Genomic DNA, 24,207 nt, shown 5'->3' on the forward strand with positions numbered 1-24,207 from the left:
GGCCGCGCTGGCCGCGGCGGCGTTCGCCGCGGGAGACTTCGCGGCCGCGGCAATCGCGGCGTCGGGCGCGAACCCGATCCTCGACCCGGAGGCCGCCATGGCGGCGATCCCCGCGGCGCTCCGCGCGGGGCGCGTCTTCTCCGCGGAGGCGGTTCCCCTGTGCGCCGGGACCGCCTGCGCGTGCGGCGCGCTCCTCGCCTGGGCCCGCTCACTGGGGACCAAGGGGGCCCGGCGCGACGGCGAGGAGCACGGTAGCTCCAGGTGGGCCACGCGCAAGGACATCGCGCCCTTCGGCGACCCCAAGGACCCCGACAACAACATCATCCTCACCGACAACGCACGCATCCGCCTCGTGAGCCGCAGGTTCGACCTCTCCACCGACACCAACGACAACGTGCTCGTGGTGGGAGGACCCGGCACCGGCAAGACGCGCTACTACGTCAAGCCGAACCTCCTGCAGGCCAACGCCAGCTTCTTCGTGACCGACCCGAAGGGCACGCTCATCCGCGAGATGGGCGGCGCGCTGGCGGAGCTCGGCTACGAGATCCGCGCGTTCGACACCATCGACTTCACGCGCTCCATGCGCTTCAACCCCATAGCCTACATACGCGACGAGGCGGGCGTCATCCGCTTCGCCCGCGGCATCGTCGCCAACACCGAGGGCGAGGCCGACCACAAAGGCGACCCCTACTGGGAGAAGGCCGAGCGCCTGGTCTACACCGCGCTCACGGCCTACCTCGTCATGCACTGCGAGCCCGCCGACCGAAACCTCGACGGGCTGCTCACGCTGCTCTCGCTCGCCGACGCCCGCGACGACCCGGGCTACATGAGCCCGCTCGACATGGTGTTCCGCGAGCTGGAGACCGGCGAGCGCTACGTCAGGCGCGGCGGCGCCTCGGCGGAGGGCGGATCGCTGCGCGGCTTTTCCGAGGAGGACGGCGCGTGGGAGTGGGTCAAGGTCCGCGAGCCCGCGCCGCCCGACGACTTCGCGCTCGCGAGCTACCGCGAGTTCCGCGTGGCCGCCGGCGACACCATGAAGTCGATGCTCTCGAGCTGCAACGTCCGCCTGAAGCCGCTTTCCATCCGCGCCGTGCGCGACCTCACCTCCAAAGACGAGCTCGACCTCGCCCACATGGGCGACGAGGGCGCCAAGGTCGCGCTCTTCGCGTCTATGAGCGACACCGACTCGACCTTCGACTTCCTGTTCGCCCTGCTCATGGATACGGCCGTGAGCGCGCTTTGCGCCGAGGCGCTCGAGGCGCACGGCGGCTCGCTGCCCACAACGGTGCACTTCGTCTTCGACGAGTTCGCCAACATCGGGCGCATACCCGACTTCGAGCGGACCATCGCCGTCACCCGCAGCCGGAACATCGCCGTCTCGATGATCGCCCAGTCTCTCTCGCAGCTGAAGGAGACCTACGGCGACAACAACGCCGAGACCATCGTGAACGCCTGCGACACGCTGCTCTACCTGGGCGGAAAGGCGAACGAGACCAACGAGGAGATCAGCAAGATGGCCGGCAAACAGACGGTGGCGAGCGAGACGCAGAGCGACTCGCGGGGCGCCGGCTGGACCCGGACCGTGAACCGCGGCATCTCCGAGCGCGACCTCATACAGCCCGCCGAGGTGGCGCGCATGCCGCGCGAGGACGCGCTCGTGCTCGTGAACGGGTGCATGCCGCTCATGGACCGGAAGTACCGGCTCGAGCGCCACCCGCGCTCGCGCCTGCTCGAGGAGGCCGCGCGCCGCGGCCCGTTCGACTTCGCGGAGTACCGCAGGCAGAAGGAAGGCAACTCGTGACGGGGCCGCGGCGGGCGCGGGCCTCCCCCGCCGCGGGGGAGGAACAGCAAGGAACATCGTCAACCGAAAGCAAAGGAGAGCAGCATGCTCGCAAACGTCATCAAGCTCGTGTCGGGCTGCGTGACCTTCCTCGGCGGCTTCCTGGTCGTGTGGGGAGCGGTCTCGCTCGGCCTGGCCATCAGGGAGCAGCAGGGCGGCCCGCAGATCGCGACCGCCATATCCACCATCGCCGGCGGCGCGATCATCATCGCCGCGTCGGTCTACTTCGGTCAGCTGGACACGTCCTGGCTGCCGGCATAGGGGGCGTCGCGGATGGCGCTCAGGATACCGGTGCAGAAGGACATCGGCGAGTACGAGGAGAAGATCGTCGGGAAGATGAGCCTGCGCACGCTCGCATGCGTGTCGCTCGGCTTCGGCAGCGCGGTCGGGGCGGCGGCCTTCGTCCACCTGGGCCTGCACGCCGACGTCGCGGACGCGGCCTTCCCGATCATGCTCTGCAGCATGCCGTTCTGGCTCGCCGGGTTCTGGCGGCCCTTCGGCATGCGCGCCGAGGAGCTGCTGCCGCTTTTGGCGGCACACGAGCTCTCCCCACAGCTGCTCGCGTACGAGCCCTGCCTCGCCGGGAGCCTCCCCGAGGGCTCGCCGCGCCCGGGCCGCCCGGGACGTCGCGCGAGGCGCAGGGCAAGGAAGAAAGGAGCCGAGCTCTATGAGCCGAGCAAGAAGCAACAAGGAGAATAGGCCGAAGCGCCCGAGCACCCTCGGGCTGCTCCTCGGCGGCACGGGCGGGCGCAAGGACGCCTCGAAGGGCGCGGAGGCCGAGCGGCAGAGGCGCCGCCGGGAGCGCGACCGCTCGCGCGAGATGGCCGCCTACGTCGGCTACGACGCCATGTACAAGGACGGAATCGCCCAGGTGATGCCCGGGGTGTTCAGCCAGACGGTCGAGTTCTCCGACATCAGCTACCAGTCCGCGCGCAAGGAGGCGCGCGAGACGGCCTTCACCGTGATGAGCTCGCTGTTCAACTACTTCCCGGCGGACTCCCACGTGCAGCTCCAGGTAGTGAACGCGCCCATCCCCGCCGACGAGGTCGGCCGCAAGGTCTTCTTCGAGCCCGGGGAGCGCGCCACCGCCGGGCTCGCCGAAGAGTACAACCGGATCCTCAACGACAAGATGCGCGAGGGCGTCTCGAACCTCGTGCGCCACCGCTACCTGACCTACGCCGTGGGCGCCGACGACGTCGACGCCGCGGTGCCCAAGCTCGCGCGCATCCGGGGCGACGTGGAACAGACGCTCGCGCGCATACGCTGCTCGTCGCGCGCCCTCGACGGCGTCGAGAGGCTCGAGCTTCTGCAGGGGCAGCTGCGCCCGGGGTCGCGCTTCGAGTTCTCCTGGGACAAATTGTCCCCGGCGTCGGGAGCGCGCACGAAGGACTTCGTCATGCCCTCCACGCTCGACTTCAAGCCCGAAGGCAGGTCCGACTGCTTCCGCAGCGACGAGCGCTACGGCGCGGTGCTCGCGGTGCGCAGCTTCGGGTCGGTCATCGAGGAGACCTACCTCGCCTCCATCATCGACCTGCCGCTGCCGCTCAACGTGACGCTGCACGTGCAGCCCATCGCGCAGAGCGAGGCGCTCGCGCTCGTGAAGCGCCAGATCGACTGGATGGACAAGGAGATCATCGACGAGCAGATGAGCGCCGTGAAGAAGGGCTACGACTACCAGATCCTGCCGCCCGAGCTGCGCTTCTCGAAGGAGGAGGCCGAGGAGCTGCTCGACTTCCTGCGCAACAAGTCCGAGCGCCTGTTCGTCTACACAGGCCTCGTCTACACCTGGGCCGACAGCCTCGAGGAGCTCGACCGCCGCGTCCAGCAGGTGACGAGCGTCGCGCAGGGCTGCACGATCGGCCTCGAGCCGCTCCACTTCCGGCAGCGCCAGGCTCTCAACTCGGTGCTCCCGCTCGGTGACAACCACGTCACCGTGAGCCGCTACCTCACCACGGGGCAGGTGGCCATGCAGATGCCCTTCGCCAGCCAGAGCCTCGACGAGGCGGGCGGAGGCTACTATGGGCAGTCCAAGGAGAGCGGGAACCTGGTGCTGTGCGACCGCAAGCGCTTGGCGAGTCCCATGGGCTTCGTGTGCGGCAAGCCCGGCTCGGGCAAAAGCTTCTCGGTGAAGCGCGAGATAACCAACACCGTGCTCGCGCACCCCGAGGACGAGGTCGTGATCTTCGACCCGGCCGGCGAGTACGGCAACCTCGTCGGCGCGCTCGGCGGCGCGAACGTCGAGCTCGCCCCGGGATGCTCGGCGGTGCTCAACCCCCTCGACACCGCCGACGTCGCGGACCGCGCCGACGCCGCCAAGCTCGCGTACAAGACCGACGCGGTGCTCGCGCTCTCGAGCGCGCTCATGGCCGAGGGCCGCGAGGGCCTGCCGGAGCGCGACCGCTCGATCATCGCCCGCTGCGTCGGCGAGGCGTACCGGGAGTGCGCGAAGGACGGCCGCCTGCCCACGCTCGGCGACTTCCACGCGGCGCTGCTCGCTCAGCCCGAGCCCGAGGCCGCCGACATCGCGCTGCGCTACGAGCGCTACGTGAAGGGCGCGTTCTCCTTCTTCAACGGCCAGAGCAACGTGGCGCTCGACAACCGCATCACCAACATCGACATGCACGGCCTCGGCCAGAACATGCGCGTGTTCGGCATGATCACGGCGCTCGAGATGGTGCGCAACCGCGTGATGGTCACGCCGCCGCGCCCCAACTACACCTGGCTCTACATCGACGAGGTGCAGAGCCTCTTCGCGCACCCGACGGTGGTCGAGTACTTCGCCCGCCTGTGGCGCGAAGGACGCAAGTTCGGCCTCATCTGCACCGGCATCAGCCAGAACACGAGCCACATGCTGGCCAACGCCGAGGCCCGCGACATGGTGCTCAACTCCGAGTTCTTCCTGCTGCACAAGCAGTCCACCGCCGACCTCGACGCATGGGCGGAGATGCTCCAGCTCTCCGCCACGGAGCGCGGCTACATCGGCGACGCCGTCAAGCCCGGCGAGGGCCTGCTCATCAGCGCCGGGATCCGCGTGCCCATCACCGACGACTTCCCGAGGGGCTCGCTCTACGACCTGTGGAACACCAAGCCCGCAGAGGTCGCCGAGCGCGAGATGCGCCGGGCGGCGCGAGAGGCGGAGGAATAGGAATGGCCGGCCCGAGCGAGGGCGGCGGGATGCTCGAGGTGGTAGGGGCGCGGCGCCGCGACGTGCTCACCGCGGGCGACGTCGCGGAGACCGAGCGCGACGCCCTGGGAAACGTCTCGGAGGGTGCCGGCCCGCTCGACGAGGCGGGAGGCCCCGCCGCAGCGGCGAAGGGGCGCCCTTCCAGGCCCGACGCGCCGGAAGGCGGGCTCGGGGACAAATTGTCCCAACCAGCCGGCGACCGGCGCGCGGCGGCCGCGATGCGCTCGCGCGTCGATGCGGCGAAGCTGGCGATCGCCCGGGAGGCCGTCTCCCAGCTCGACGACTCGGAGGAGCTCGAGGGCGTCTCGGGCATGTACGACGCGGGGCGTGCGGCCAAGAAGGCCGCGGGAGGGCTGCGGCGGAGGAAGGCGAAGGAAGCAGCCCAAGGCAGCCGCAAGGCGGCGACCGCCCTCGGCGCCCCAAAGGGAGGCGCGCGCGGCCCCGAGGCAGCCGGCGCGACCGCCCCGGCCAAGCATCAAGCGGCCCAGGCGGCCGCGCAGGCGTCGGGCGAGGCGGCCCGAGCCGCGGGGTCGAAGGGCGCCGCCTCCGCGATCGCGGGCGCGGTCTCGGGCGCCGCGCCCGCCCTGCTCGGGGCGGTGGCCGGGATTATGGCCTTCGTCGCATGCGCGCTCGCCGTCGCGCAGCTGCTGAGCGCGCTGTTCGGCTTCTGGGACGACGCGGCCTCCAAGCGGGGCCTCGAGGGGCTGCCGCCCTACATCACCTACGAGATGGTCGAGGCGGCGCTCGAGTGCCAGGAGGAGTACGGGCACCCGGCGGGCTGCACCATCGCGCAGATCATCCAGGAGTCCGGCCAGGGCGACCGCATGAGCCAGCTCGCAGAGCGCGACCACAACCTCTTCGGCATGAAGTGGTGGTCGGGCTACGCGGGCTGCCCCGAGGTGGCCGGCAAGGCGAACTGGGCCACCAGCGAGGAATACGTGCCCGGCGAGCACACCCAGATCACGGCGAGCTTCATCCGCTTCACCGGCGACGCCGAGTGCATCCGCTTCCGCAGCAGGGTCTTCCTGCAGGCGGAGCGCTACTCGGGCAACGCCCTCATCCGCGAGGCGATCGAGAGGCACGACTCGGACAGGATGGCCGAGGGGCTCAAGGACGCCGGCTGGGCGACCGACTCGTCCTACGTCGAGTCCCTGAAGTCGATCATGGCGCAATGGGGCCTCTACCGGCTCGACTCCATGACGGTCGAGGACCTGAAGGACTCGACCGCGAACGGGAACGCGATCGTCGAGGCGGCGTACAGCCAGCTCGGCGTGCCCTACGTCTGGGGAGGCTCGACCCCCGGCAAGGCGCTCGACTGCAGTGGGCTCACGCAGTACTGCTACGCGCAGGCGGGCATCCGCATAAGCCACTACACGGGTTCCCAGTACGAGGAGCTCAGGCGCATACCGCTCTCGGAGGCGAAGCCCGGCGACATCCTCTACCGCTCGGGCCACGTGGCCATCTACATCGGCGACGACAGGTACATACACGAGCCGCGAACGGGCGACGTGTGCCGCATAGCGAGCGGCATCGGCAGCTTCAGCTGCGCGCTCACCGCGAGATAGGAGAAACCAATGCAGGGAAAGTCAAGGGTCATGGCCGCCGTCGCGGCAGGCGCGCTCGTCGTGGCGCTCGGCGCGGGCGCGGCGCGCTGCGCCATCGCCCCGCAGGAAGGCGCGCAGGATAGTCCCCAGGAGCAAGAGCAGCCCGCGGCTGCAGGCGCCGACGCGGCAACCGGGAAGGCCGCCTCGGGCGCCGAGGCGCTCTGGAACACCGTATGGACGGGCGCCGACGACCCGACAGCCACGCTGCGGATCGTCGAGGGCGCCATGGTGGAGAGCTCAGGCGGCACCGAGCGCGCCTGGTTCTTCTCGGCCGAGGAGCCCTCCGAGGCCGGCGGCGTGCTCAGCGTGCCCATCGACGTCAAGGGAACCAATGAGAAGCCGGGAGGCCTCTCGCTCATCCAGGTCTCGGGCGACGGGGACGCCCGCACCCTGGCCTGCGACCTCCTGACGCAGGCGTACACGCCCCAGAAGGTGCGCGGCGGCGCGTTCTCCGTGACCGGCACCGACGACCGCCTCTCCGAGGCGTTGGGCGCAGACTCGGCCGACATCGAAGACATCGTCGCCAGGAAGGCGGCGGAGGTGTCCCCGCAGGCGGCGGGTGCCTCCTGGGACAAAGAGGTGTGGCTCGACTACGCCGGGAACGTCGCGTCGACGACCTTCACGCTCGACGACCCCGCCTCGACGGTGGTCACCGTGGTCTCGCGCGGCGGCTCGCTGGAGGCGATGTAGCCATGGGGGCGCTCAAGGCGCGACGCCGAAGGGCGTTCGCCATCTCCGCCGCGACGGCGTTCGCCCTCTGCGCGCTCCTGCTCGTCCCCGTGCAGCCGGCATACGCCGACATAGCCGGGGACGTCAACGATTGGCTGTGCGGCCTTCTGCGCGACTGCTGCAACTGGATGTTCAAGGCGCAAACGGGCGTGCTCGGGTCGATCGGCGCGAACGGGATCCTCTCGGCCGACTTCGCGCACATGCTCACGAGCTCGAGCGACCTGACCATGCACGACGTCGCCCGGGGCGTATGGCAGGTTGCCATCCTGCCGATCGGGTGCGGGGTGCTCGGCCTGGTCTTCACCCTGAAGCTCATCGAGATCTCCCAGCGCATGGACGGCAGCCAGAGCCTTCCCGGCGTCAAGGAGGTCGTTTTCCTTCTCGTGTTCTTTGCCGTGTTCCTGTTCCTCATACAGAACAGCTTCGACCTGATGGCGTCGATCTACGAAGTCTGCGGGCTCGCCATCGACCGAGTCGAGGCGCTCTTCGGCGCCGGAGGCGCGCTCGACCTGCCCGAGGTGTCCGTCGTCACCACCGACGACGACATCCCGTCGCTCATCGCCATGCTCGTCGTGAGCCTCATCAGCTGGGTCGTGGTGCTGGCGGCCTACGTCGTCGCCCTCGTGGTCTGCTGGGCCCGCGCGCTCCAGCTCTACATCATGGCCGCGTTCGCCCCGATCCCGCTGGCGTTCCTCGGCATGGACGCCACGCGCCAGATAGGCCTTGGCTACCTGAAGAGCTTCGGGGCGGTCTGCATCGCCGGCGTCATCATCCTCGTGCTACTCATATCGTTCCCGCTCGTGCTCGGCGGGCTCACCGGGGCGAACCCCGGGACGGGTACCCCGGCCGACGCGGTCGCGAACGGGCTCACCTACGCACTGCAGTACCTGGCCATGTGCGTGCTGCTCATCCTGGCCCTCGTGAAAAGCGGCTCCTGGGCGCGCGACATCGTGAGCGGCTTCTAGCGGAAAAGCGAGGAAGGGGGCGGTCGCCATGAGATAGGGGCACCGCGCCGGGGCACGCGTCCCGGCGGATGAAGACAAGGACCGATTGAAAACGAAAAGGAGGAAAGACATGGAAGAGAGGAAGAACGTGTACCTCTCGCTGCACAAGAGCTTCGTGCGCGAGGGCATCGAGTACACCGACCGCGCGACCGGCGAGGCCAGGACCTTCAACTCGGCGACCCTTCCCAAGGGCACCGTCGTCGACGGCATGGACGTGGGAGGCTACGAGTTCAGCCCCATGTTCGTTAACGAGAGCCGCTTCAAGGGGGCCGACTTCCGAGACATACCGCTGCTCGCGAACCGCGAGGTGTGGCTGAGGAAGACGGTGATGGGCCCGGACGGCCGGCCCGAGCTCGACGAGGACGGACGCACGGTCAAGGACACCGTGAAGGTCATGCCGGCGCAGCTCAAGGAGGCCGTTGACGCAGGGCGCTCGCGCTACCTCGCGGAGCGCGCCGAGCACGCCCGCCAGGCGAGCCGCGCCGCCGAGCACGAGGCGCCCCGCGCACAGCGAAGCGTCGAGAGATAGGGAGGCGGAAAGATGAACGCAGCGAAAGACTGCACCCTGCAGGAAAAGCTCCTCCGATGCGCCATGGCGCTCATCCTGGCGGCGGGGGCTCTGCTCGCCTCTGTGGCGGCCTCGCCCGCCTACGCCGCGCCGAGCACGGTAGACGTGTCCATCGGCGGCAAGATCCCCTACGGCGGCTTCGCCACCACGTGGATGAGCGCCGACGGCAACATCGCCTACTGCGCCGAGCCCTCGTCCCCGACGCCCGCGCCGGGCTCCTACTCGACGAGCCCCGTGCCGAGCGGCGACGTGACAGCGGCGATCTGGTACTCGTTCGGCTCTCCCGGCTTCGACGCGTCGATGTTCCCGGGCAGCTGGTACGACGGCGGCGGCTGGGACGACGCCAAGTACGCGGCGGCGAGCCATGTGCTCATCGCCTACGCCTACTCTGGGTCCGAGTCGGCTGCCACGCACGGCACGAGCGCCGAGTTCGCCTCCTGGGCGAAATCCGAGCTGATCGGCGGGACCTTCGCCAAGATGAAGGCGGGCGCCGGCAAGGTATCCGCCGGGTTCGAGGCGTTCTGCGTCAGGACCGGCGGCGGCTCCCAGACGCTCGTGAGCTTCAGCTGGTCCGCAGGCGGAGTCAAGGTCGCCAAAACGGACTCCGAGGCGGGCGCGGAGCCCCAGGGCGACGCCTCGCTCGACGGCGCGAGCTTCTTCGTCGTTAACGAGACCGGCCGCTACGTGCTGGTCGGCGGCAAGTACTACGCCGACGGTGAGGTATGCGCCACGATAAAGACCGCGCCCGAGGACGGGTCGCACGTCGCCGCGACCGGCGCCGACGCGCTTCCCGCGGGCAATTACCGCATCGTCGAGTCCGGCGCGCCCGAGGGCTACGACGCCAGCGACGTCCCCGTCGCGTTCACCGTGAAGGCCGGCGAGGTGTGCGACCTCACGGGCGACCCCGTGACCGACGAGGTCTTCCGCGGCGGCGTGCAGGTGACCAAGTCCGACAAGGAGCTGCAGGCGTCCGAGGCGCTCGCGGGCAGCGGCCACAAGGAGGCGCCTGGCGAGCACCCCGGCCTCGACGGGATCGAGTTCACCGTCACGAACCGCTCGGCGCACAAGGTCCTCGTTGACGGCGAGTGGCGCGAGCCGGGCGAGGCCGTGGCCACGCTGACCACCGCATGGAACGACGAGGCCGGCGCCTACACCGCGCAGACCGCGGCCAACGCACTGCCGTACGGAACCTACGACGTGCGGGAGACGGCGACGAACGGGAGCTACCTGCTGACCGACGGCGAGCCCCGCACCTTTGAGGTCCGCACCGGCGACGAGATCGTGAGCGCCTCCGCGGACGGCGCCGCGCTCGAGTTCCGCGACCAGGTGGTGCGCAACGACCTCGAGCTCTCCAAGAAGAGCGAGTCCGACAACGCCGGCCTCATGGTTCCGTTCGCCATCGAGAACGCGGCCACCGGCGAGATTCACGTGCTGGTCACGGACCGCAACGGCGACGCGTCGACCGCGAGCAGCTGGAACAAGCACTCGAGGGACACCAACGCCAACGACGCCCTGCTCGGCCATGAGGGCCCGATTGCTGCCGCCGACATGGACCCGAAGGCCGGCATCTGGTTCTCGCTCGGCGAGGACGGCTCCTCGGCGCCGGTCGACGACTCGCTGGCGGCCCTGCCGTACGGCGCCTACACCATGACCGAGCTGCGCTGCGATGCCAACGAGGGCCTCGAGCTCATCACGAGAAGCTTCTGGATCGATCGCGACTCGACGGTCGCGAAGGCCGTGTGGATGGGCCTTGACGACCAGGAGGGCCCGCGCATCTCCACCACGGCAAAGGACGGGGCGGACGGCGACAAGGACGTCTCGGCCGACGCCGAGGCCAAGGTCGTCGACGCCGTCGCCTACGAGGGCCTGAAGGCCGGCGAGGAGTACGAGCTCTCGGCCACCCTCGTCGACAAGGCGACCGGCGAGCCCGTGACCGACGTCTCGGGCATGCCCGTGGAGGCCAAGGCCGAGTTCGCCCCCGCGCTCTCGACGGGCAACCAGGACGTCGAGATCTCCTTCGACGCGAGCCTGCTCGGCGGCCGCGACCTGGTCGTGTTCGAGAGCCTACGCAAGGACGGAGCCGAGGTGGCGTCGCACGCGGACCTCTCCGACGAGGGCCAGACAGTCCACGTCGCCGTCGAGGTAAGCACGCAGGCGGCTGACGCCGCCGACGGCGACCAGGTCATCGAGGCCGGCAAGGCCAAGGTCGTCGACGCGGTGGCCTACAAGGGCCTCGTCCCCGGCGAGACCTACATCGCCGTGGGCACGCTCATGGACAAGGGCACCGGAGAGCCGTTCCTCGACAAGGACGGCAACGAGGTGACCGCGCGCACGCCCTTCGAGCCCGAGGCGCCCTCCGGCACCGTCGAGGTGACCTTCGAGTTCGACACCGAGGGCCTGGCCGAGGGAGACGAGCTCGTCGTCTTCGAGAAGGTCCTGGACTCCGCCGGCAACGTCGTTGCAACCCACGAGGACATCGACTCCGCCGAGCAGAGCGTCGTCGTGGACAACCCCGACACGCCCGAGGTCCCCGAGGAGCCCTACGCCAAGACCGGGGCCGACGCCCCCGACGGCACCGGCTACGCCGTGGCCGCGGGCATCGCTCTGGCAGCTGCGGCGGGTGCGGGCGGAGCGCTCGCGTACCGCAAGCGCAAGACGGCCGGCGCAAGCAAGGACACGGCAGCCGAAGAGCCTGCCGAAGAGCCGGAAGAGTAGCGGCGCCGCATCGATACCGAACCGGAGGCCCTGGGCGCTCGCCCGGGGCCTCCCCTGCGAACGGGGGAGGACATGAACAAAGGGAAAGCTGCCACGGCGCTCGCCATTGCCGTGGCGTTGCTGGCGATGGGGGCGCTCGCCGTCCTGCCGCTGCCCGAGAGGAACCCGTACGAGGTGCACGAGGTGCCTACTGCGGAAGAGGACGCGACAATGGAGGCTCAAGAGACGGGAGGCGGCATCGACTGGGACGCCCTTCCCGCCTCCGTCGTCGCTTGGGTGCGCGTGCCGGGCACGACCGTCGACTACCCGATCGTCCAGGGCCGGACTGAATCGCCCGACTTCTACCTCACGCACGACGCCGGCGGCGAAAGATCCGCGTGGGGCGCTCCCTACATAGACGCCGGGTGCGCGCAGGGCGCCGAGAGCCCGCTCGTCATCGTCTACGGGCACCACATGTCCGACGGCACCATGTTCGCGCCGCTCGCGCAGTACTCGTCGCGCGACTTCGCCGAGGGGCACCGCACCATCCGGGTCTACACCCGCGAGAAGGCGATCGAGCTCGAGGTCTTCGCGGCCGACGTGGTCGACGCGAGCTCGGAGGGCAAGCGGACCGACTTCGCAGACGCGGCGGCGCTCGCCGCCTACCTCGGGGACAAATTGTCCCGGTGCGAGGTCGTCCTGGAAGAGCCTTCGGACGTCGCGCAGGCCTGGGCCTTCGTGACGTGCAGCTACCAGACGAGCAACTCGCGCACCGTCGTCTACGCGAAGGAGGTGGAAGGATGGGATTCGCGCCCTTCGGAATAGGGCTCCTCATGGGGCTCCTCACGCTCACGGCCTACGCCTGCTGCGCAGCCGGCGATGACGACCGGGACTAGCTGCCGAAAAACGAAATCGCAACCGAACAGAACGATCAAGCCCCTCGCTCCGATGGTCGGACGAGGGGCTTGCGCATAGTGGGATAATGAAGAGCGAGTGAGACGCGTCGTGTGTGCCGTGTTGCATCGGTTGCGCACGAGCGCCTTACATAAGGTTCGTTTACGTCAGGAGATACAGAATGGCGCTCAAGTTCGATCTCGGGGAAGCTCTGTCCCAAGCTGCCCACGCCGCAGGAGAGATGGCAAAAGGCGCATCGGCGACCGTCGAGTCCGCCGCCAAGGGCGTCGCGAATGCGGCCGAGAACGCGGGGAACGCCATCGTCGATACGGCCGCCTCGGCATCCGAAGCCGTCGGAAGCGCCATGTGCTCGGCTGCGGAAGGCGTGTCGAGCGCCGGCGAGCAGATTGCGTCGTCCGATGCGGGCAAGGCGATCGCAGGGGCTGCGAACGCGGTGGGCGGAATCGCCGTCGGCGCCGCAATGGGTTTGGCCCAGGGAGCGTCGTCCCTTGCGTCCGGCGCTGCGTCGACCGTCGAGGGCGGCATCAACGCCATCAAGGAGAACTCGTTCTCCGCGCGACTCCGCAAGGCATGCATCAAGGGGTTCCGTGACGGCATCAAGCAGGGGGCCTACCTTGCGGGCGAGAAGCGGCACAACTTCATCTACGCCTACGTGGCGACGCTCTGCTTCCTGATGCGCTGCGACGGCGACTTCTCCCAAGAGGAGCGGGAGTGGCTCGAGGACGGCCTCGACTACCTCAAGCTGGACGGCGGCCTCCCGGACGACGTGAAGGCGAGGGTGCAGGCGATCGCGGACGACGAGGACCTGTCCTTCGACCGGGTCAAGGACTGCCTAGACAACGTGAGCATCGTGTCGCTGGGCTCCATCGCCGAGCAGCTGCAGGTCGCCGCGGCCTCGGACGGTCAGGTGACGGAGGAAGAGGAGCACGCCTGCAGGCTCTTCGCCGACTACATGGCGGCGAGGGCTGCATGCGTGGCCGTTGACGAGGGCTGGGCCGAGCAGGCGGTCGAGAAGTCCGTCCGCGAGTACGGCGAGAATCTCGAGCGCATTGACCGCGAGTTCAAGGAGCGGACGAGGCTGCAGGACGCCGACGCGGCCTTCGTCGTCGCCGCGACCATGCTCCAGGTCGCCCGCGTGCTCGTCATCAACTCCCTGACGGAGGTCGAGCGGGCGGGAGCGGGCAACGCCAAGGAGGACGCCCTGCACAGCTTCCAGGACCGCGTTTTCTCCGGCTTCGGCGATGGGGATCCGGCGGAATCGGGCCGCCTGTTCGCCTCCAAGAGCCACATCCTCTCCTCGCGAGGCGTGCCGTACGACGCGACGCGCTACGAGGCTGAGAACTTCAAGGTGTTCAAGGGGGCGAACCACCGGTTCGCGACCCTCGGCCACGACCCGGTGCTCGGCCTCGTGTTCGGGACCTCAAACATCATGACCAACAGCATCACCTGCGTTAAGGACGCCAACGTCTTCGGGATCGGCGCGCGGATCCCCGCGACCTACTCGGTCTCCTACGACGCCTTCGGGAAGAACCCGCTGATCGGGGCGCCCGCCGGGACCGTGGAGATGCTGGTCGCGGCGGGAAGGCGCGTCGTGAGCGAGCCGGATGCCGCCGCAGCGGCCCTGGTCAAGCAGCTGATCCACATCGGCACGGACCTCTACACGCCGTGCGGGATACAGGTCCCGTTCGCCAACCTCGTTCTCGACAAGGCGCACACCGAGGCCCTCACCAAATACGTCAGCACTGGCGACGTATTGAAAGTCGGCATGCAGGCGGGCATGACGGTGCTCATCAACTGGCTGATAGCGGCGCTCCACGGCTGCTCGCTGATATTCAAGGACGACGGGTCGGACTACTGCACCGAGATGTACCAGGCGCGCACCAAGAAGATCATCCTCATCTCCGACACCATCGCGACCTCGAGCAGCGTCGTGCAGGCATCGATCACGAAGAACCCCAAGTGCCTCGACCTCGGAGGCGCGGCGGTGCTCGTCTACCGACTGTTCTCGGATGCTCGTTTCGTCGCGAGGCTCAAAGAGGAGTACGTGCAATCGGAGCTCGACAAGATCTACGATGAACGGGCCAAGCGGTTGCTTTGAGGTCTTACAGGAATGATTCAACCACTAAAAAGAAGCAGGAGAAGAGATAATGGCCATATGCGACTCGTGTAAAGGCAACAGCATCCTCCCAGAACATTACGGGGCTTTGACCCTTTGCAAAAAGTGCTCCATGAAGATACTCGCTCCAACGTGGAAGAACAAAATATACTCGACGAACGAAGAGGTTCACGAGCAGCGAGAGAAGACGCTTGCTCGAGCCGTTTCCGCTGGTTTTCCTTCAGATGCTATTACTAAGCTGGGATCCTACTTTGACGGCTTGATAATTCCCGGTCTCTTTAAGATCTTTGATGGCGGCAACGATCAAGGGCTAGTCGTCAAAGACGAGTCGGTCATTATCGTCACTGAAGATGATTTCGATCCAAGCGACGCCCGCAAGCAATTGGGGTTGATAGCGAGCGGGCGACGCGGCCTTTCAATCGACGAAGACGATAACGTCGACGCTTTTGATGCCGCCAATCTTGCAAAAATAGCTCTGGGAGCTTTCTCGAGTGGCGGATCGTTAGGGAAAATAGCCATGCGCGCTGGAGCGGAAATAGCCGGCGAAGTGATATCGAAGTCGAATCGGCCAACAATAGACGACCTGCCTGTGCTTCCGCAATTCGACGTCCCCTTTGGCGAGCAAACGGTTCGATACAAAGACGTTGACGATTTTGAGTTCTACATCCCAGAAGGAGAGGAGAACCTCGGTTTTCTCCTTTTCACGACAGCGGTATCCAGAAAGCAGAAAAAAATAGTCTTCTCTTTCGATCCAGGGGAGAACAGGAAGCAAGCCGCCATAGAGATAGCTCGATTCATCGAAAGCAAACTCGATGACAAGGCGGCTGAAGCGGAAGAGCAAGAGGAATCCATGCGCACGGCGAACAGCCCCTCGCGTCAGGCCGATGCTTTATCTGCGCCAGATGAGCTACTAAAATGGAAACAGCTTCTCGACGCAGGCGCCATAACAAATGAGGATTACGCCGCGAAGAAGAAACAGCTTCTCGGTTTGTGAGTCGTTGCCGGCAATTCCGCTACGCAAGCGTGTTTCACATCACCCACTTGAACACGGCGCGGAACAGCCAGACGAAAAAGCCCAGCGTGACCTTTAGCGCCGCCATGAGGAACCTACCAAGCCTCTTCATCGACGTCACCCCAATCTTCCTTTACCTTGCGGGCGCCCTCCTCGGCGCCCTCTTCCTTCTCTTGCGCGAGCAGCCTCGCCAGCTCGTCTGGCACGCCCGGGACCTCCGCCCTCCCCAGCGCGCGCTGCAGGTCCCTTATCTGCGATTTCAGCGGTTTTGAGGGAGGGCCCACGTGCTCGCGGTAGCAAGCGCAAATTGCAGCCGCGTCGCACAGGTAGCCCCGCACCCGGGCGAACGCCTCGTCGCCGTCGAGCAGGACGCGGCGGGCGCGCCCAAGCTCCGCCTCCGAGGCCAGCATGAAGCGCCACCCGCGGGACCTGCGCGCGGCCGGGATGCCGTCCGCGGGCGCGTCGGCACGCCAGTCGTCGCGCACCTGGTGCCAGTTCGCCGTGAGCCAGAGCCCCTTCTCGGGCTCCTCGCGCATCTCGAGCTCGAACTCCGTGAGCATGTTCGCGCCGGAGAACGGCGACCCCTCCGTGAACGAGAGCGTGTCGAACAGCGTCGTCCTGCCGCCCTCATACTCTATCCTCACCATCATCTCCGGCCCCTCTCCCTGCGCTGGTCCTGCTGAGCCCGCTGCCGCTCGGCGGCGAGGATTCGCTGTTGCTCGTCCTCGCGACGGCCGTCGCGAGAGTTTCCTTCGGCAGCGCCGCGCCCGCGATCGTCCCCGTAGCGGGTCTTGAGCGGCATGAGCCCGTTCATCGCCATGTAATCGCGCGCAGCCTCGAGGCGGCGGTACCCCTCGCCGCCCGCCTGGCCGCGGCGCTCCAGCGTCGCCATCCTGAGCCCGAACTCCTCGATGGACTCGACGTCGAACTTCGCACAGGTCTCGAGCGCCGAGGAGAGCTTGCTCAGCTCCGAGAGGTCGTTGAGCTCGAGGGCGCGCTCAGCGGCCTCGCGAATGCGCGCGGTGCTCGCGTCCGTGGGACGGTAGGCGCCCTCGCGCTCGAAGCGCCGGCGGAGCATCTCCTTGCCGTAGACGAACCCAAGACGCTCGCCGCTAACCCTCTTGGACGGCTCCTCGACAAGGCTGAACACCCAGTCGTCCCGCCGCGCCTTGGCCGAGTTGTCGGCGACGTGCACGCCCAGGGCGTCGAGGATGCCGAGGAACTCCGCCTCGTCGCGCGCCGTGGTCTTGGCGAGTGCGACGCGGGCGCGGATGTCGCCGACCCACGAGTAGCCGCCCGAGCGCATGATCTCCTTCTCGGCCCTTCCAAGGTAGACGTTCCTGCGGCTCCTGGGCCCGCCCGCGCCGGCCCGCCCGCGTGCCCTCGAGGGCGATACGGGCGACCTGTCGTTGGAGAGCCCGGACAGCCCGCGCGCTCGCGCCATGTCCTGCAGGTCTCGGTTGAGGTCCTCCGGGTGCTGGGTCTGCATGCGGTAGCCGGTACGGAGGTTCGCGTTGTTCACGACGATGTGCGCGTGCGGTATGCCGCGGGCGTTGTCGTCGTGGTAGACGATGGCGATCTCGTGGTCGCCGAAGTGCTTGAGCGCCCACGAGCACGCGAGCTCCCGCAGAGCGGCCAGGTCGATGTCGTCACCGGGGTCCGGCGAGAGCACGAAGTGCTTGAACGTGCGCGCGGGCTTGCCCCTCCATGAGGCGTCCGTGCCGAACGCGGCGCGCGTGGCGTCCATCTCGGCGTCCCAGGCGCAGGCCTCCTTGGCGGCTTCTCCCAGAGCGCCGGCGTCGCGCTCGTCGTAGCTCAGGTTGAACAGGTCTCGCGCCAGGGCGCGGCCTCCCTTCTCGAGGTAGCGGCGGATGCCACCCGTCGAGCCGTGGCCGCTTATCGGCTTCAGGATCGGCATGGCGAGCCCTCCACGAGCGAGTCGGCGCCGATGCGCCCGAGCTCGGCCGCCATCTCGCGGGCCGCGCCGTTCACGTCGGCGAGCTCGTGCTCGATCGTTGGGATGCTCTCCGCGACGAGGTCCCGGTCGACGTGCCCGTGGCGGGCGTGGAAGTTGATGAGGTTCATCGCGTGCACTGCCTGGTTGTAGTGGTAGCCCCACTTCGTGAGCTCCCGAGACATCGACCAAAGGGCCCTGCGGTCCACGAGTATGCGGTGCTCGTCTCCCGCGTTGGCATCCGTCGACAGCGGTATGCGAACGAGGTAGCGCAGGTACTCCGACTTGCTGAGGCCGGCGCGCTCGCACCGCTCGCAAAGCGCGTCGTAGTCGCTTCCCTCCATGCGGAACGTGACTCGACGCTCCTTGCCTTTGGCGGCGTCGGCTTCCTCTTTCATGGCGGATTCCTTTCCTCGGGCCCGCCGTGCGGCGGGCGCGTTTCTCTAGGGGCGCGGGGGATCCCCCGCAGGCGGCGGCCCGGCTCGGGCGCCGCCTCTGGGACCGGGCCTCGCGAAAGCGGGCTCTTAAACGGCCCGCGGCATGACGGGTCCGAGGCCGCCCGGTCCCCAAGTGCTATGGACGCCCGACCGAAGTGTCGGACGCCATAGGCTACTTGCTGGATTTCGGGCCTGAGGCCCTTCTGCGACGCTTTCGGGCATCGGTGCCCGCCTCCGCGTACGGCGCGGTCATGAGCGCCATTTCACGCAGCAGCGAGAGGTCGGCCGCGCTCGGGCTCTCGGGCGGGCTCTCGAGGAAATCGGCGACGAGCCTCGCTGCCTTGGAGATGCGCCCGTCGGGGCCGGCCTGCGTTTTGCTCTCGCTCCTCACGTAGTCGGAGAGCTCCCGCTTGGTGCGCCGCCAGGGCTCCATTGCGGCGTGCATCTCCGCCTGGCGCTCCTTCGGCATGCCCGCGAGCGAGCGCACCGCCTCGGCGCTGAGGTTGCCGCGATCGGCCTCGGCGGCCCACTCGGGCGAGAGGTCCTCGGCAATCCGGCGGGCCAGCCTCTCCTCACGCGCAATGGTCTTGCCGGAGACCTTGCGGCCCGTCTGCCGCTCGATGATGGCGGCCTTCACGTCGTCGACGCGCATGCCGGAGAGCGAGGGGTCCTCGGAGCGCAGGCGCACGGCGTCGCCCCTGAGCGCCTCGGTCGCGGCGGCGCGCTCGGTCACGGTGAGCGCGCGGGTGAAGTAGTTCGCTGCGTGGAGCAGCGTCACCGCCCGCTCGTCGTCGATGCCCTCTATCACGCGGCAGGGCATCCTCTCGTAAGCGGGGTCGTCCTTCGCGAGCAGCGCGTAGGCGGCCTTGCGCCGATGCCCGGAGACCATCTGCCACGAGCCGTCGCCGACCTTTCGCACGAGCGGCAGGTCGGTGAGGCCGTCCTCGCGTATGGACTCGGCGAGCTCAGCTATCCCAGCAGGGTCCATAGAGTACGCGGCGTTCGCCGGGTGGTCGGCGATGTCGGCCACCGCGATCTCGGACACCGGGTAGCGCCCGCGGGTGCGCGACGCGCCGTCGAGAAGCCCCGTGATGGTGAAGCCCGCGGCCACCTGCCTAGGCGAGTTCACGGCACACCTCGTCTGCGAGCGCCTTGTAGTCGCGCGCGGGGCGGCTCCCCGGCTCGAAGGCGGCCACCGGCTTCCACTGCCAGCTGCCCTCGCAGACCTTGCTGCTCGCGTGGATGACCGTCTCGAACTGCTCGTCCGGGAAGAACCCGTCGAGCACGGCCGCGCCCGTGGCCTCGGCGTTGGTCATGCGGCCGGGCACGCAGGTGCGCAGTATCTTCCAGCGGGGCGTGGGCATGCGCAGAGCGTCGGCGATGGAGCGCGTCGCCTCGACGGTGAGCGCCGTGCCGCGCATCACGGTGGAGTCGAGCTTCACGGGGATGACGACCATGCCGCCCTCCGCCGCGGCGAGGTAGGCGTTGAAGGCGAGCCTGCGCATCACGGGACTGCAGTCGATGAGGCAGACGTCGTAGGAGCCCGAGGCGTCGTCGAGGGCGAACTTGAGTCGCTGCTCGCGCAGGAGCATCTCGTTCTGGTCGACGAGGTCGATGGTCGAGGCCACCACGTCGAGGTTCTCCCCGGCAGCGTAGGCGACCTCCTCCACGGGCGCGCCGCCGTAGAGCAGCTCGACCGACGTGCGCCGCTCGGAGACGGCCCGGTCGTAGAGGCCGAAGAAGTCTGTGGCAGACGCCTGCGGGTCGAGGTCGACAAGCAGGGTCCGAAGGCCCCGGGCGGCGAAGATCGCCGCCAGGTTCACGGCGGTCGTCGTCTTGCCGACGCCGCCCTTGTAGTTGGAAATGGCTATCGTGCGCATGGGTCGCGTCCTCTCTAGCGTGGGGCGCGCCTCGGCGCATCCGGTCCGGCGCGCCCCGAGTCTCGGAGCGTCGGGACAAAACCGTACGGATTTGTCCGACAAGCGGAGTGTACCACGAAAACGTACGGATATGTACGTTTTCGTGGTACAAGGGGTGGATTCGGGGAAACCCGGCCCCGGGAGCCCGGGGCCGGGCGCGCCGCCTAGGAGAGCGGCTCCATCTCGCCGAAGCAGTTGATGTGGTGGCGCAGGAGCGCTCGGTTTTCCTTGACGACCATCATCGCCACCTCGTCGAAGCGGACCGGCGTGTCGGCGTAGTCGTCGCCGTTGCCGGCGAGCCACGTCGCCGCCAGCGCCTCGCGCAGCCCGCGCGCCCTGTGGGCCTCGGGGAAGCCGTCCGTTCCGATCCGGACCGTGGCGTCGACGAAGACCAGGGTCCCGTCCTCGTCCACCGCCACGAGGTCGATTCCGCCGATGCCCTCGGGCCCCTGCCAGGCCTCATCGACGATCTCGTAGCCCTTACGCTCGAGGAAGGTCCTGACCGCGCCCATCGCCTTTTCCTTCATGTCGTTCATGTCTTGCTCCTTAGACTCGGAGGCCCGCCCCTGTGGCGTGCCTTGCGTCGCGTGAGTCGCATGCGGCGCGGGCGTGCCGGCAAGGGAGGAAGCGAAGTCGGGCGTGGAAATAGAAGTATTCCGACGGCAGTTTTTCGCGTTGTTCGCGCGCGCAGCGCATGGAGCGAAGAACCCGAAAAAGTGTCGCGGCCCTTGCGGGCCGCCTGCCGGCGTGCGACCCTGCGCGTCCAAGGAACGCCGGGGCGGGTTTCGGATCGGAAGGGCGCAGGCGTGCGGCATGGAATCAGGCATGGGCGCCGAGGCTTCCAGGCATGGGATGCGATCTGTCGGCGGTTGCTGGGCTCCCGTGGGATTGGAGACGACGCCGCGGCGGGAACGACGGCGCGTTCCCGAGTCGCGGTGCCGTGGTCCGCATCGGGACGGCATTCCCCGCGCCGCTTGCGGCCAATATGCGCACGGGATCGCGGTGGCGAGATGGTTCTCCATGCGGAACGGCTACGGTGCTGCGCAACACGTCCGTCGGAAGAAGGAGGACAGCCAATGATGGATATCAACGAGAAGGACGAGCGTCGTGAGCTGCTTGACGCGGTGGCGGATGCAGGAAGGCTGGCGAGGGGCCTGGACCAGCTGCTCGAGTCCCTGGCGCACGCCGACCAGCTGGACCTGCTCGACGTCGAGGGGGTCCTGGCCCTGAGGTCGATAAGCGAGAGGTGCGCCGAGCGCATCGGCGACGCCGCGCGAATCCTGGAGGCGCAAAACGAGATCCTCTATGTCGAGGAACGGACCGTTTAGCTTCCTTTCGCGGAAGATTAACTATTTGCTTTGCGGGCAACACCCTAAAGAATCGCAGTTCCTGGTCGGCGCTTAGATGAGCGTTAGCCGCGACCCATTCCAAAGATACTTGCATTGTCGGCGTTGTCGTTAGTTTCGACCTCAGTCGCCATCGCCGGGAACGATTCTTCCTGAGACGCGTCGTCCACTCGCGAGTCAATAGGCTCGCCGAGCGCCAGGAAGAACCTCATCACGTGCTCGACTCTCTGCTGCAGAGACTCGCTCAGCTCGCTGTAGGAGGCCGCCAGCCGTACTTCCTTGGCCAACTCCGCCATCGAGTCCTTCAGCGCCTTCTGCACGCTCACAGAGGGTCTCACCTCGACCTGGGTATCGGTGAGCTTGGCGATGATGTAGTCCTGCCTGTTCATGCCGCTCCAGGCGGCCATCTCGCATATGAGCTTATGCTCCTCGGGCGTGCAGCGGAACGCCATCGTCTTACTGCGCTTGCGGGCGCTGTTCTCGCACGGCATCCTTCTTATCCCCTCGCCCCGTCAAGGGCGGCGGCCATCTCGTCCTGCTTCGTGGGGAACAGGTGCGCGTATCGGTAGGTGATGTCCACCGCCTCGTGGCCCATGCGCTCGGCGATGGCCAGCGCGGAGAAGCCCATCTCGATCAGCAGGCTCACGTGGCTGTGGCGTATGTCGTGTATGCGGATGCGTTTCACGCCAGACGCCTTGCACCCTCGTTCCATCTCGTGGGCCAGGAAGTGCTTGGTAACGGCGAACAGGCGCTCGTCGGGGGCGACGTCGTCTCGTAGCTCGATGAAGTCCGCCATCTCGTCGCGCAGGAAGGCGGGCATGACGATCGTGCGCACCGACTTGGGCGTCTTGGGATCGGTCACGGTGTCTACGCCGTGGAGGCTTTGGTACGACTTGTTGATGCGCAGACGCGAACTCTCCAGCATGAAGTCGGACGGAGTGAGCGCCAGAAGCTCGCCGCAGCGGATGCCCGTCCAGTAGAGCAGCTCGAAGGCGTGGAACGAGAGCGGCTTGTCCATGACGGCCTCGCTGAACCTCAGGTACTCGTCCTTGGTCCAGAACTGCATCTCGCCGCCCTTCTTCGAGCCCATCTTGTCGACCCTTCGCACCGGGTTGTCGGTGAGCCCGTAGTAGCGCTCGGCGTGGTTGAAGATGGCGTTGAGTTGGTTGTTCACCGTGCGCAGGTACGTCGGCGCCCAGGGCTTACCGTCGGCGTCCCGGTGTTCAGTAAGCTCGTTCTGCCACCTAATAACGTCGATCGGCCTCACATCGCACATGCGCATATCCCCAAAGAACGGCACGAGCTTGTCGTTGATGATGTACTCCTTGGTGATCCACGTATGCTCGCGTATGCGAGGCTTCACCTCGGAGGCGTACACCTCAACGAACTCGGAAAACGTCATGTCCATGGCCCCGCCGTTAAGGCTCTTGAACTGGCTTTCCCATACGGCCGCCTCCACCTCGGAGGAGAAGCCGCGCTTTGTCTTGTGGCGCTTCGAGCCGCGGGCGTCGCGGTAGTAGCACTGCACGAAGAACGTGCCGTTGCTGTCGTCCTTGTACACCGGCATGTCAGTCCACCTCCGGGAAGTACAGGGCGTCGAAGACGTCACTTCGAACGCGTCCGCGGATAACCACGCGCCCGCGCGCCTCCTGCTCGGCGTTTATCTTCCTGATCACCTCGTAGGCGCTGCCTTTCTTGATCCTCAGCAGCTCCGCAACCTCGTCCGCATCCAGCATGTGCGGTCTCGGCGTCTTTGCCACCTTCTCGTCCATGGCTCCTCCTGTCATTAGCGTACAGATACGTACGGTTTACAGATTCAGAGTAAACGTACATATCTGTACTGTCAATAGAATTGCGTACATTTGCGTACGCTGGTAAGATGTGCGGGTACGTAATTCCAGGAGGAGGGCGCATGTCCGTAGGCGAGAACATAAGGCGGTACCGCAAGTCGCGCGGCATGACGCAAGCGCAGCTTGCCGAGGCGGTCGGCCTGACCGAGGGGGCCGTGCGCCACTACGAGAGCGGCATCCGCGCCGTGAAGCCCGAGCTGCTCGAATCCATCGCCGCAGCACTAGGCGTATCCGTCAACGCCCTCAAGGATTACGGCGTCGAAACCGCGGGCGACCTCATATCGCTGCTCGTGCGGCTCGAGGACTCATTCGGCATCGTGCCCGCAGCCGACGGCACGGGGCTCTCTCTGAACCCCAAGGCGCCTCACGCGCCCAAAGCGGCGATGGCGATCCAGCTGTGGGCCGAGAAGCGCGCACGGCTCGAGAACGGCGAGATCGACGCCGCCGAGTACGAGGACTGGAAAGCCTCGCTGTAGCAGCTCTCCGCATTTCGCTACCACTAAAACCGAATCAGGGCGCCAGGATAGTCGGTGAGCTCCGCTCGCACCTGCGTATGCTGAGTTTTTACTCTCCATTGCATGCCAAGGCATTTCAAGCGTAAACGGGGAGTAAATGACGCGGTGGCTTACACGGCAGCACACAGCAGTACGCCGCGGCATTTCCCTTGGTTACTCCCGTTTTCATTGAGATGGCGAGATTCTTTACTCCCCATTAACCACCTGGGGAAACGCCGTGCAGAGACCGCCGAAAAGCCGATTGAGTTCGATTTGAGTTTCAAAGGACCTAAAACGGCCCCTTTTCGTTATCGGGGACAAAAATCGCACGTCTACTCACTTGGGATAAATTCTTACTCCCATTCCTCCGAATACCGCCCCATACTTTGCCGTCTTGAAATACGGGGAGTAAATAGCAAAATCGCAGGTGAAAGGGAGTAAAAAGGCAAAGAAAAAGCCTCCGTCCCAGCACGGGAACGGAGGCTCAATTTTCGTATTTACTCACCGCCGTCGCTGACGGCTTTGCCATGACTCTCGTACG

The 24,207-nt window shown here is 67.1% G+C and carries 23 protein-coding genes; 14 read left to right on the forward strand and 9 right to left on the reverse strand.

Annotation, left to right across the window (positions count from 1 at the left end; all coding sequences use genetic code 11):
- The 12 genes from HF320_RS07495 to HF320_RS09025 all read left to right on the forward strand — a co-directional run.
- Positions 1-1,801: VirD4-like conjugal transfer protein, CD1115 family (locus HF320_RS07495; RefSeq protein ID WP_169277772.1), on the forward strand; the 1,801-nt coding region annotated here is incomplete at its 5' end.
- 84 nt (positions 1,802-1,885) lie between these two features.
- Positions 1,886-2,101 (forward strand): hypothetical protein, encoded by a 216-nt coding sequence (locus HF320_RS07500; protein WP_006234636.1) that lies wholly within the window; start codon positions 1,886-1,888, stop codon positions 2,099-2,101.
- 12 nt (positions 2,102-2,113) lie between these two features.
- On the forward strand, positions 2,114-2,539 hold the full coding sequence (locus tag HF320_RS07505; protein WP_073293314.1) for a PrgI family protein: 426 nt from the start codon (positions 2,114-2,116) through the stop codon (positions 2,537-2,539).
- Positions 2,508-4,985: a VirB4-like conjugal transfer ATPase, CD1110 family gene (locus HF320_RS07510; RefSeq protein WP_169277773.1), complete on the forward strand. Its 2,478-nt coding sequence runs from the start codon at positions 2,508-2,510 to the stop codon at positions 4,983-4,985. Before HF320_RS07505 ends, HF320_RS07510 begins: the two co-directional genes overlap by 32 nt.
- Before the next feature lie 2 nt (positions 4,986-4,987).
- Positions 4,988-6,589 carry an NlpC/P60 family protein gene (locus HF320_RS07515; RefSeq protein WP_211159017.1) on the forward strand — a complete coding sequence of 534 codons (1,602 nt, stop codon included), beginning with the start codon at positions 4,988-4,990 and terminating at the stop codon, positions 6,587-6,589.
- A 30-nt stretch (positions 6,590-6,619) separates the two neighbouring features.
- Positions 6,620-7,318 (forward strand): hypothetical protein, encoded by a 699-nt coding sequence (locus HF320_RS09020; protein ID WP_211159018.1) that lies wholly within the window; start codon positions 6,620-6,622, stop codon positions 7,316-7,318.
- 2 nt (positions 7,319-7,320) lie between these two features.
- A complete protein-coding gene (locus tag HF320_RS07525) occupies positions 7,321-8,322 on the forward strand; it encodes a VirB6/TrbL-like conjugal transfer protein, CD1112 family (RefSeq protein ID WP_219350861.1) in 1,002 nt (333 codons plus the stop codon).
- A 109-nt stretch (positions 8,323-8,431) separates the two neighbouring features.
- Entirely contained in the window at positions 8,432-8,890 is a 459-nt protein-coding gene (locus HF320_RS07530) for a DNA gyrase (RefSeq protein WP_169277774.1), read from the forward strand.
- Between the two features lie 12 nt (positions 8,891-8,902).
- Entirely contained in the window at positions 8,903-11,644 is a 2,742-nt protein-coding gene (locus tag HF320_RS07535) for a VaFE repeat-containing surface-anchored protein (protein ID WP_169277775.1), read from the forward strand.
- 72 nt (positions 11,645-11,716) lie between these two features.
- Positions 11,717-12,448, forward strand: coding sequence for a class B sortase (locus HF320_RS07540; protein WP_101677779.1), 732 nt, complete (start codon positions 11,717-11,719; stop codon positions 12,446-12,448).
- A gap of 250 nt (positions 12,449-12,698) precedes the next feature.
- Complete coding sequence (locus HF320_RS07545) at positions 12,699-14,636, forward strand: tellurite resistance TerB family protein (RefSeq protein WP_169277776.1); 1,938 nt, start codon at positions 12,699-12,701, stop codon at positions 14,634-14,636.
- Positions 14,637-14,766: 130 nt separating this feature from the next.
- Complete coding sequence (locus HF320_RS09025) at positions 14,767-15,648, forward strand: SHOCT domain-containing protein (protein WP_211159019.1); 882 nt, start codon at positions 14,767-14,769, stop codon at positions 15,646-15,648.
- Positions 15,649-15,761: 113 nt separating this feature from the next.
- On the opposite strand, the gene HF320_RS07555 is transcribed toward HF320_RS09025, so the two are convergent.
- The 6 genes from HF320_RS07555 to HF320_RS07580 all read right to left on the reverse strand — a co-directional run bounded on the left by HF320_RS07555 (position 15,762) and on the right by HF320_RS07580 (position 20,512).
- On the reverse strand, positions 15,762-16,316 hold the full coding sequence (locus HF320_RS07555; RefSeq protein WP_169277777.1) for a hypothetical protein: 555 nt from the start codon (positions 16,314-16,316) through the stop codon (positions 15,762-15,764).
- On the reverse strand, positions 16,313-17,584 hold the full coding sequence (locus HF320_RS07560) for a relaxase/mobilization nuclease domain-containing protein (RefSeq protein WP_073293302.1): 1,272 nt from the start codon (positions 17,582-17,584) through the stop codon (positions 16,313-16,315). Before HF320_RS07560 ends, HF320_RS07555 begins: the two co-directional genes overlap by 4 nt.
- Complete coding sequence (locus HF320_RS07565) at positions 17,572-18,018, reverse strand: CopG family transcriptional regulator (protein WP_073293300.1); 447 nt, start codon at positions 18,016-18,018, stop codon at positions 17,572-17,574. Before HF320_RS07565 ends, HF320_RS07560 begins: the two co-directional genes overlap by 13 nt.
- A gap of 211 nt (positions 18,019-18,229) precedes the next feature.
- Entirely contained in the window at positions 18,230-19,186 is a 957-nt protein-coding gene (locus HF320_RS07570; RefSeq protein WP_073293298.1) for a ParB/RepB/Spo0J family partition protein, read from the reverse strand.
- Complete coding sequence (locus HF320_RS07575) at positions 19,173-19,937, reverse strand: ParA family protein (protein ID WP_073293296.1); 765 nt, start codon at positions 19,935-19,937, stop codon at positions 19,173-19,175. Before HF320_RS07575 ends, HF320_RS07570 begins: the two co-directional genes overlap by 14 nt.
- A gap of 203 nt (positions 19,938-20,140) precedes the next feature.
- Complete coding sequence (locus tag HF320_RS07580; RefSeq protein WP_073293294.1) at positions 20,141-20,512, reverse strand: YraN family protein; 372 nt, start codon at positions 20,510-20,512, stop codon at positions 20,141-20,143.
- A 540-nt stretch (positions 20,513-21,052) separates the two neighbouring features.
- Between HF320_RS07580 and HF320_RS07585 the strand changes: the two genes are divergently transcribed.
- On the forward strand, positions 21,053-21,304 hold the full coding sequence (locus HF320_RS07585) for a hypothetical protein (RefSeq protein WP_073293292.1): 252 nt from the start codon (positions 21,053-21,055) through the stop codon (positions 21,302-21,304).
- A gap of 83 nt (positions 21,305-21,387) precedes the next feature.
- Here the strand turns inward: HF320_RS07585 and HF320_RS07590 are convergent, their stop codons facing one another.
- From HF320_RS07590 to HF320_RS07600, 3 genes are read right to left on the reverse strand one after another with little or no spacing between them, the layout of a single operon-like run.
- Complete coding sequence (locus tag HF320_RS07590) at positions 21,388-21,813, reverse strand: plasmid mobilization protein (RefSeq protein WP_073293290.1); 426 nt, start codon at positions 21,811-21,813, stop codon at positions 21,388-21,390.
- 5 nt (positions 21,814-21,818) lie between these two features.
- On the reverse strand, positions 21,819-22,889 hold the full coding sequence (locus HF320_RS07595; RefSeq protein WP_138111676.1) for a site-specific integrase: 1,071 nt from the start codon (positions 22,887-22,889) through the stop codon (positions 21,819-21,821).
- A 1-nt stretch (position 22,890) separates the two neighbouring features.
- The gene (locus HF320_RS07600; RefSeq protein WP_006681531.1) at positions 22,891-23,094 is read right to left on the reverse strand and encodes a hypothetical protein; all 204 of its coding nucleotides are present in this window, start codon (positions 23,092-23,094) and stop codon (positions 22,891-22,893) included.
- A gap of 140 nt (positions 23,095-23,234) precedes the next feature.
- Here HF320_RS07600 and HF320_RS07605 point away from each other — a divergent pair, with 140 nt between their 5' ends.
- Positions 23,235-23,648 carry a helix-turn-helix domain-containing protein gene (locus HF320_RS07605; protein ID WP_169277778.1) on the forward strand — a complete coding sequence of 138 codons (414 nt, stop codon included), beginning with the start codon at positions 23,235-23,237 and terminating at the stop codon, positions 23,646-23,648.
- The last annotated feature ends 559 nt before the right edge of the window (positions 23,649-24,207 follow it).

It is taken from the genome of Collinsella acetigenes, from assembly GCF_012844445.1.
Taxonomy (GTDB): Bacteria; Actinomycetota; Coriobacteriia; order Coriobacteriales; family Coriobacteriaceae; genus Collinsella; species Collinsella acetigenes.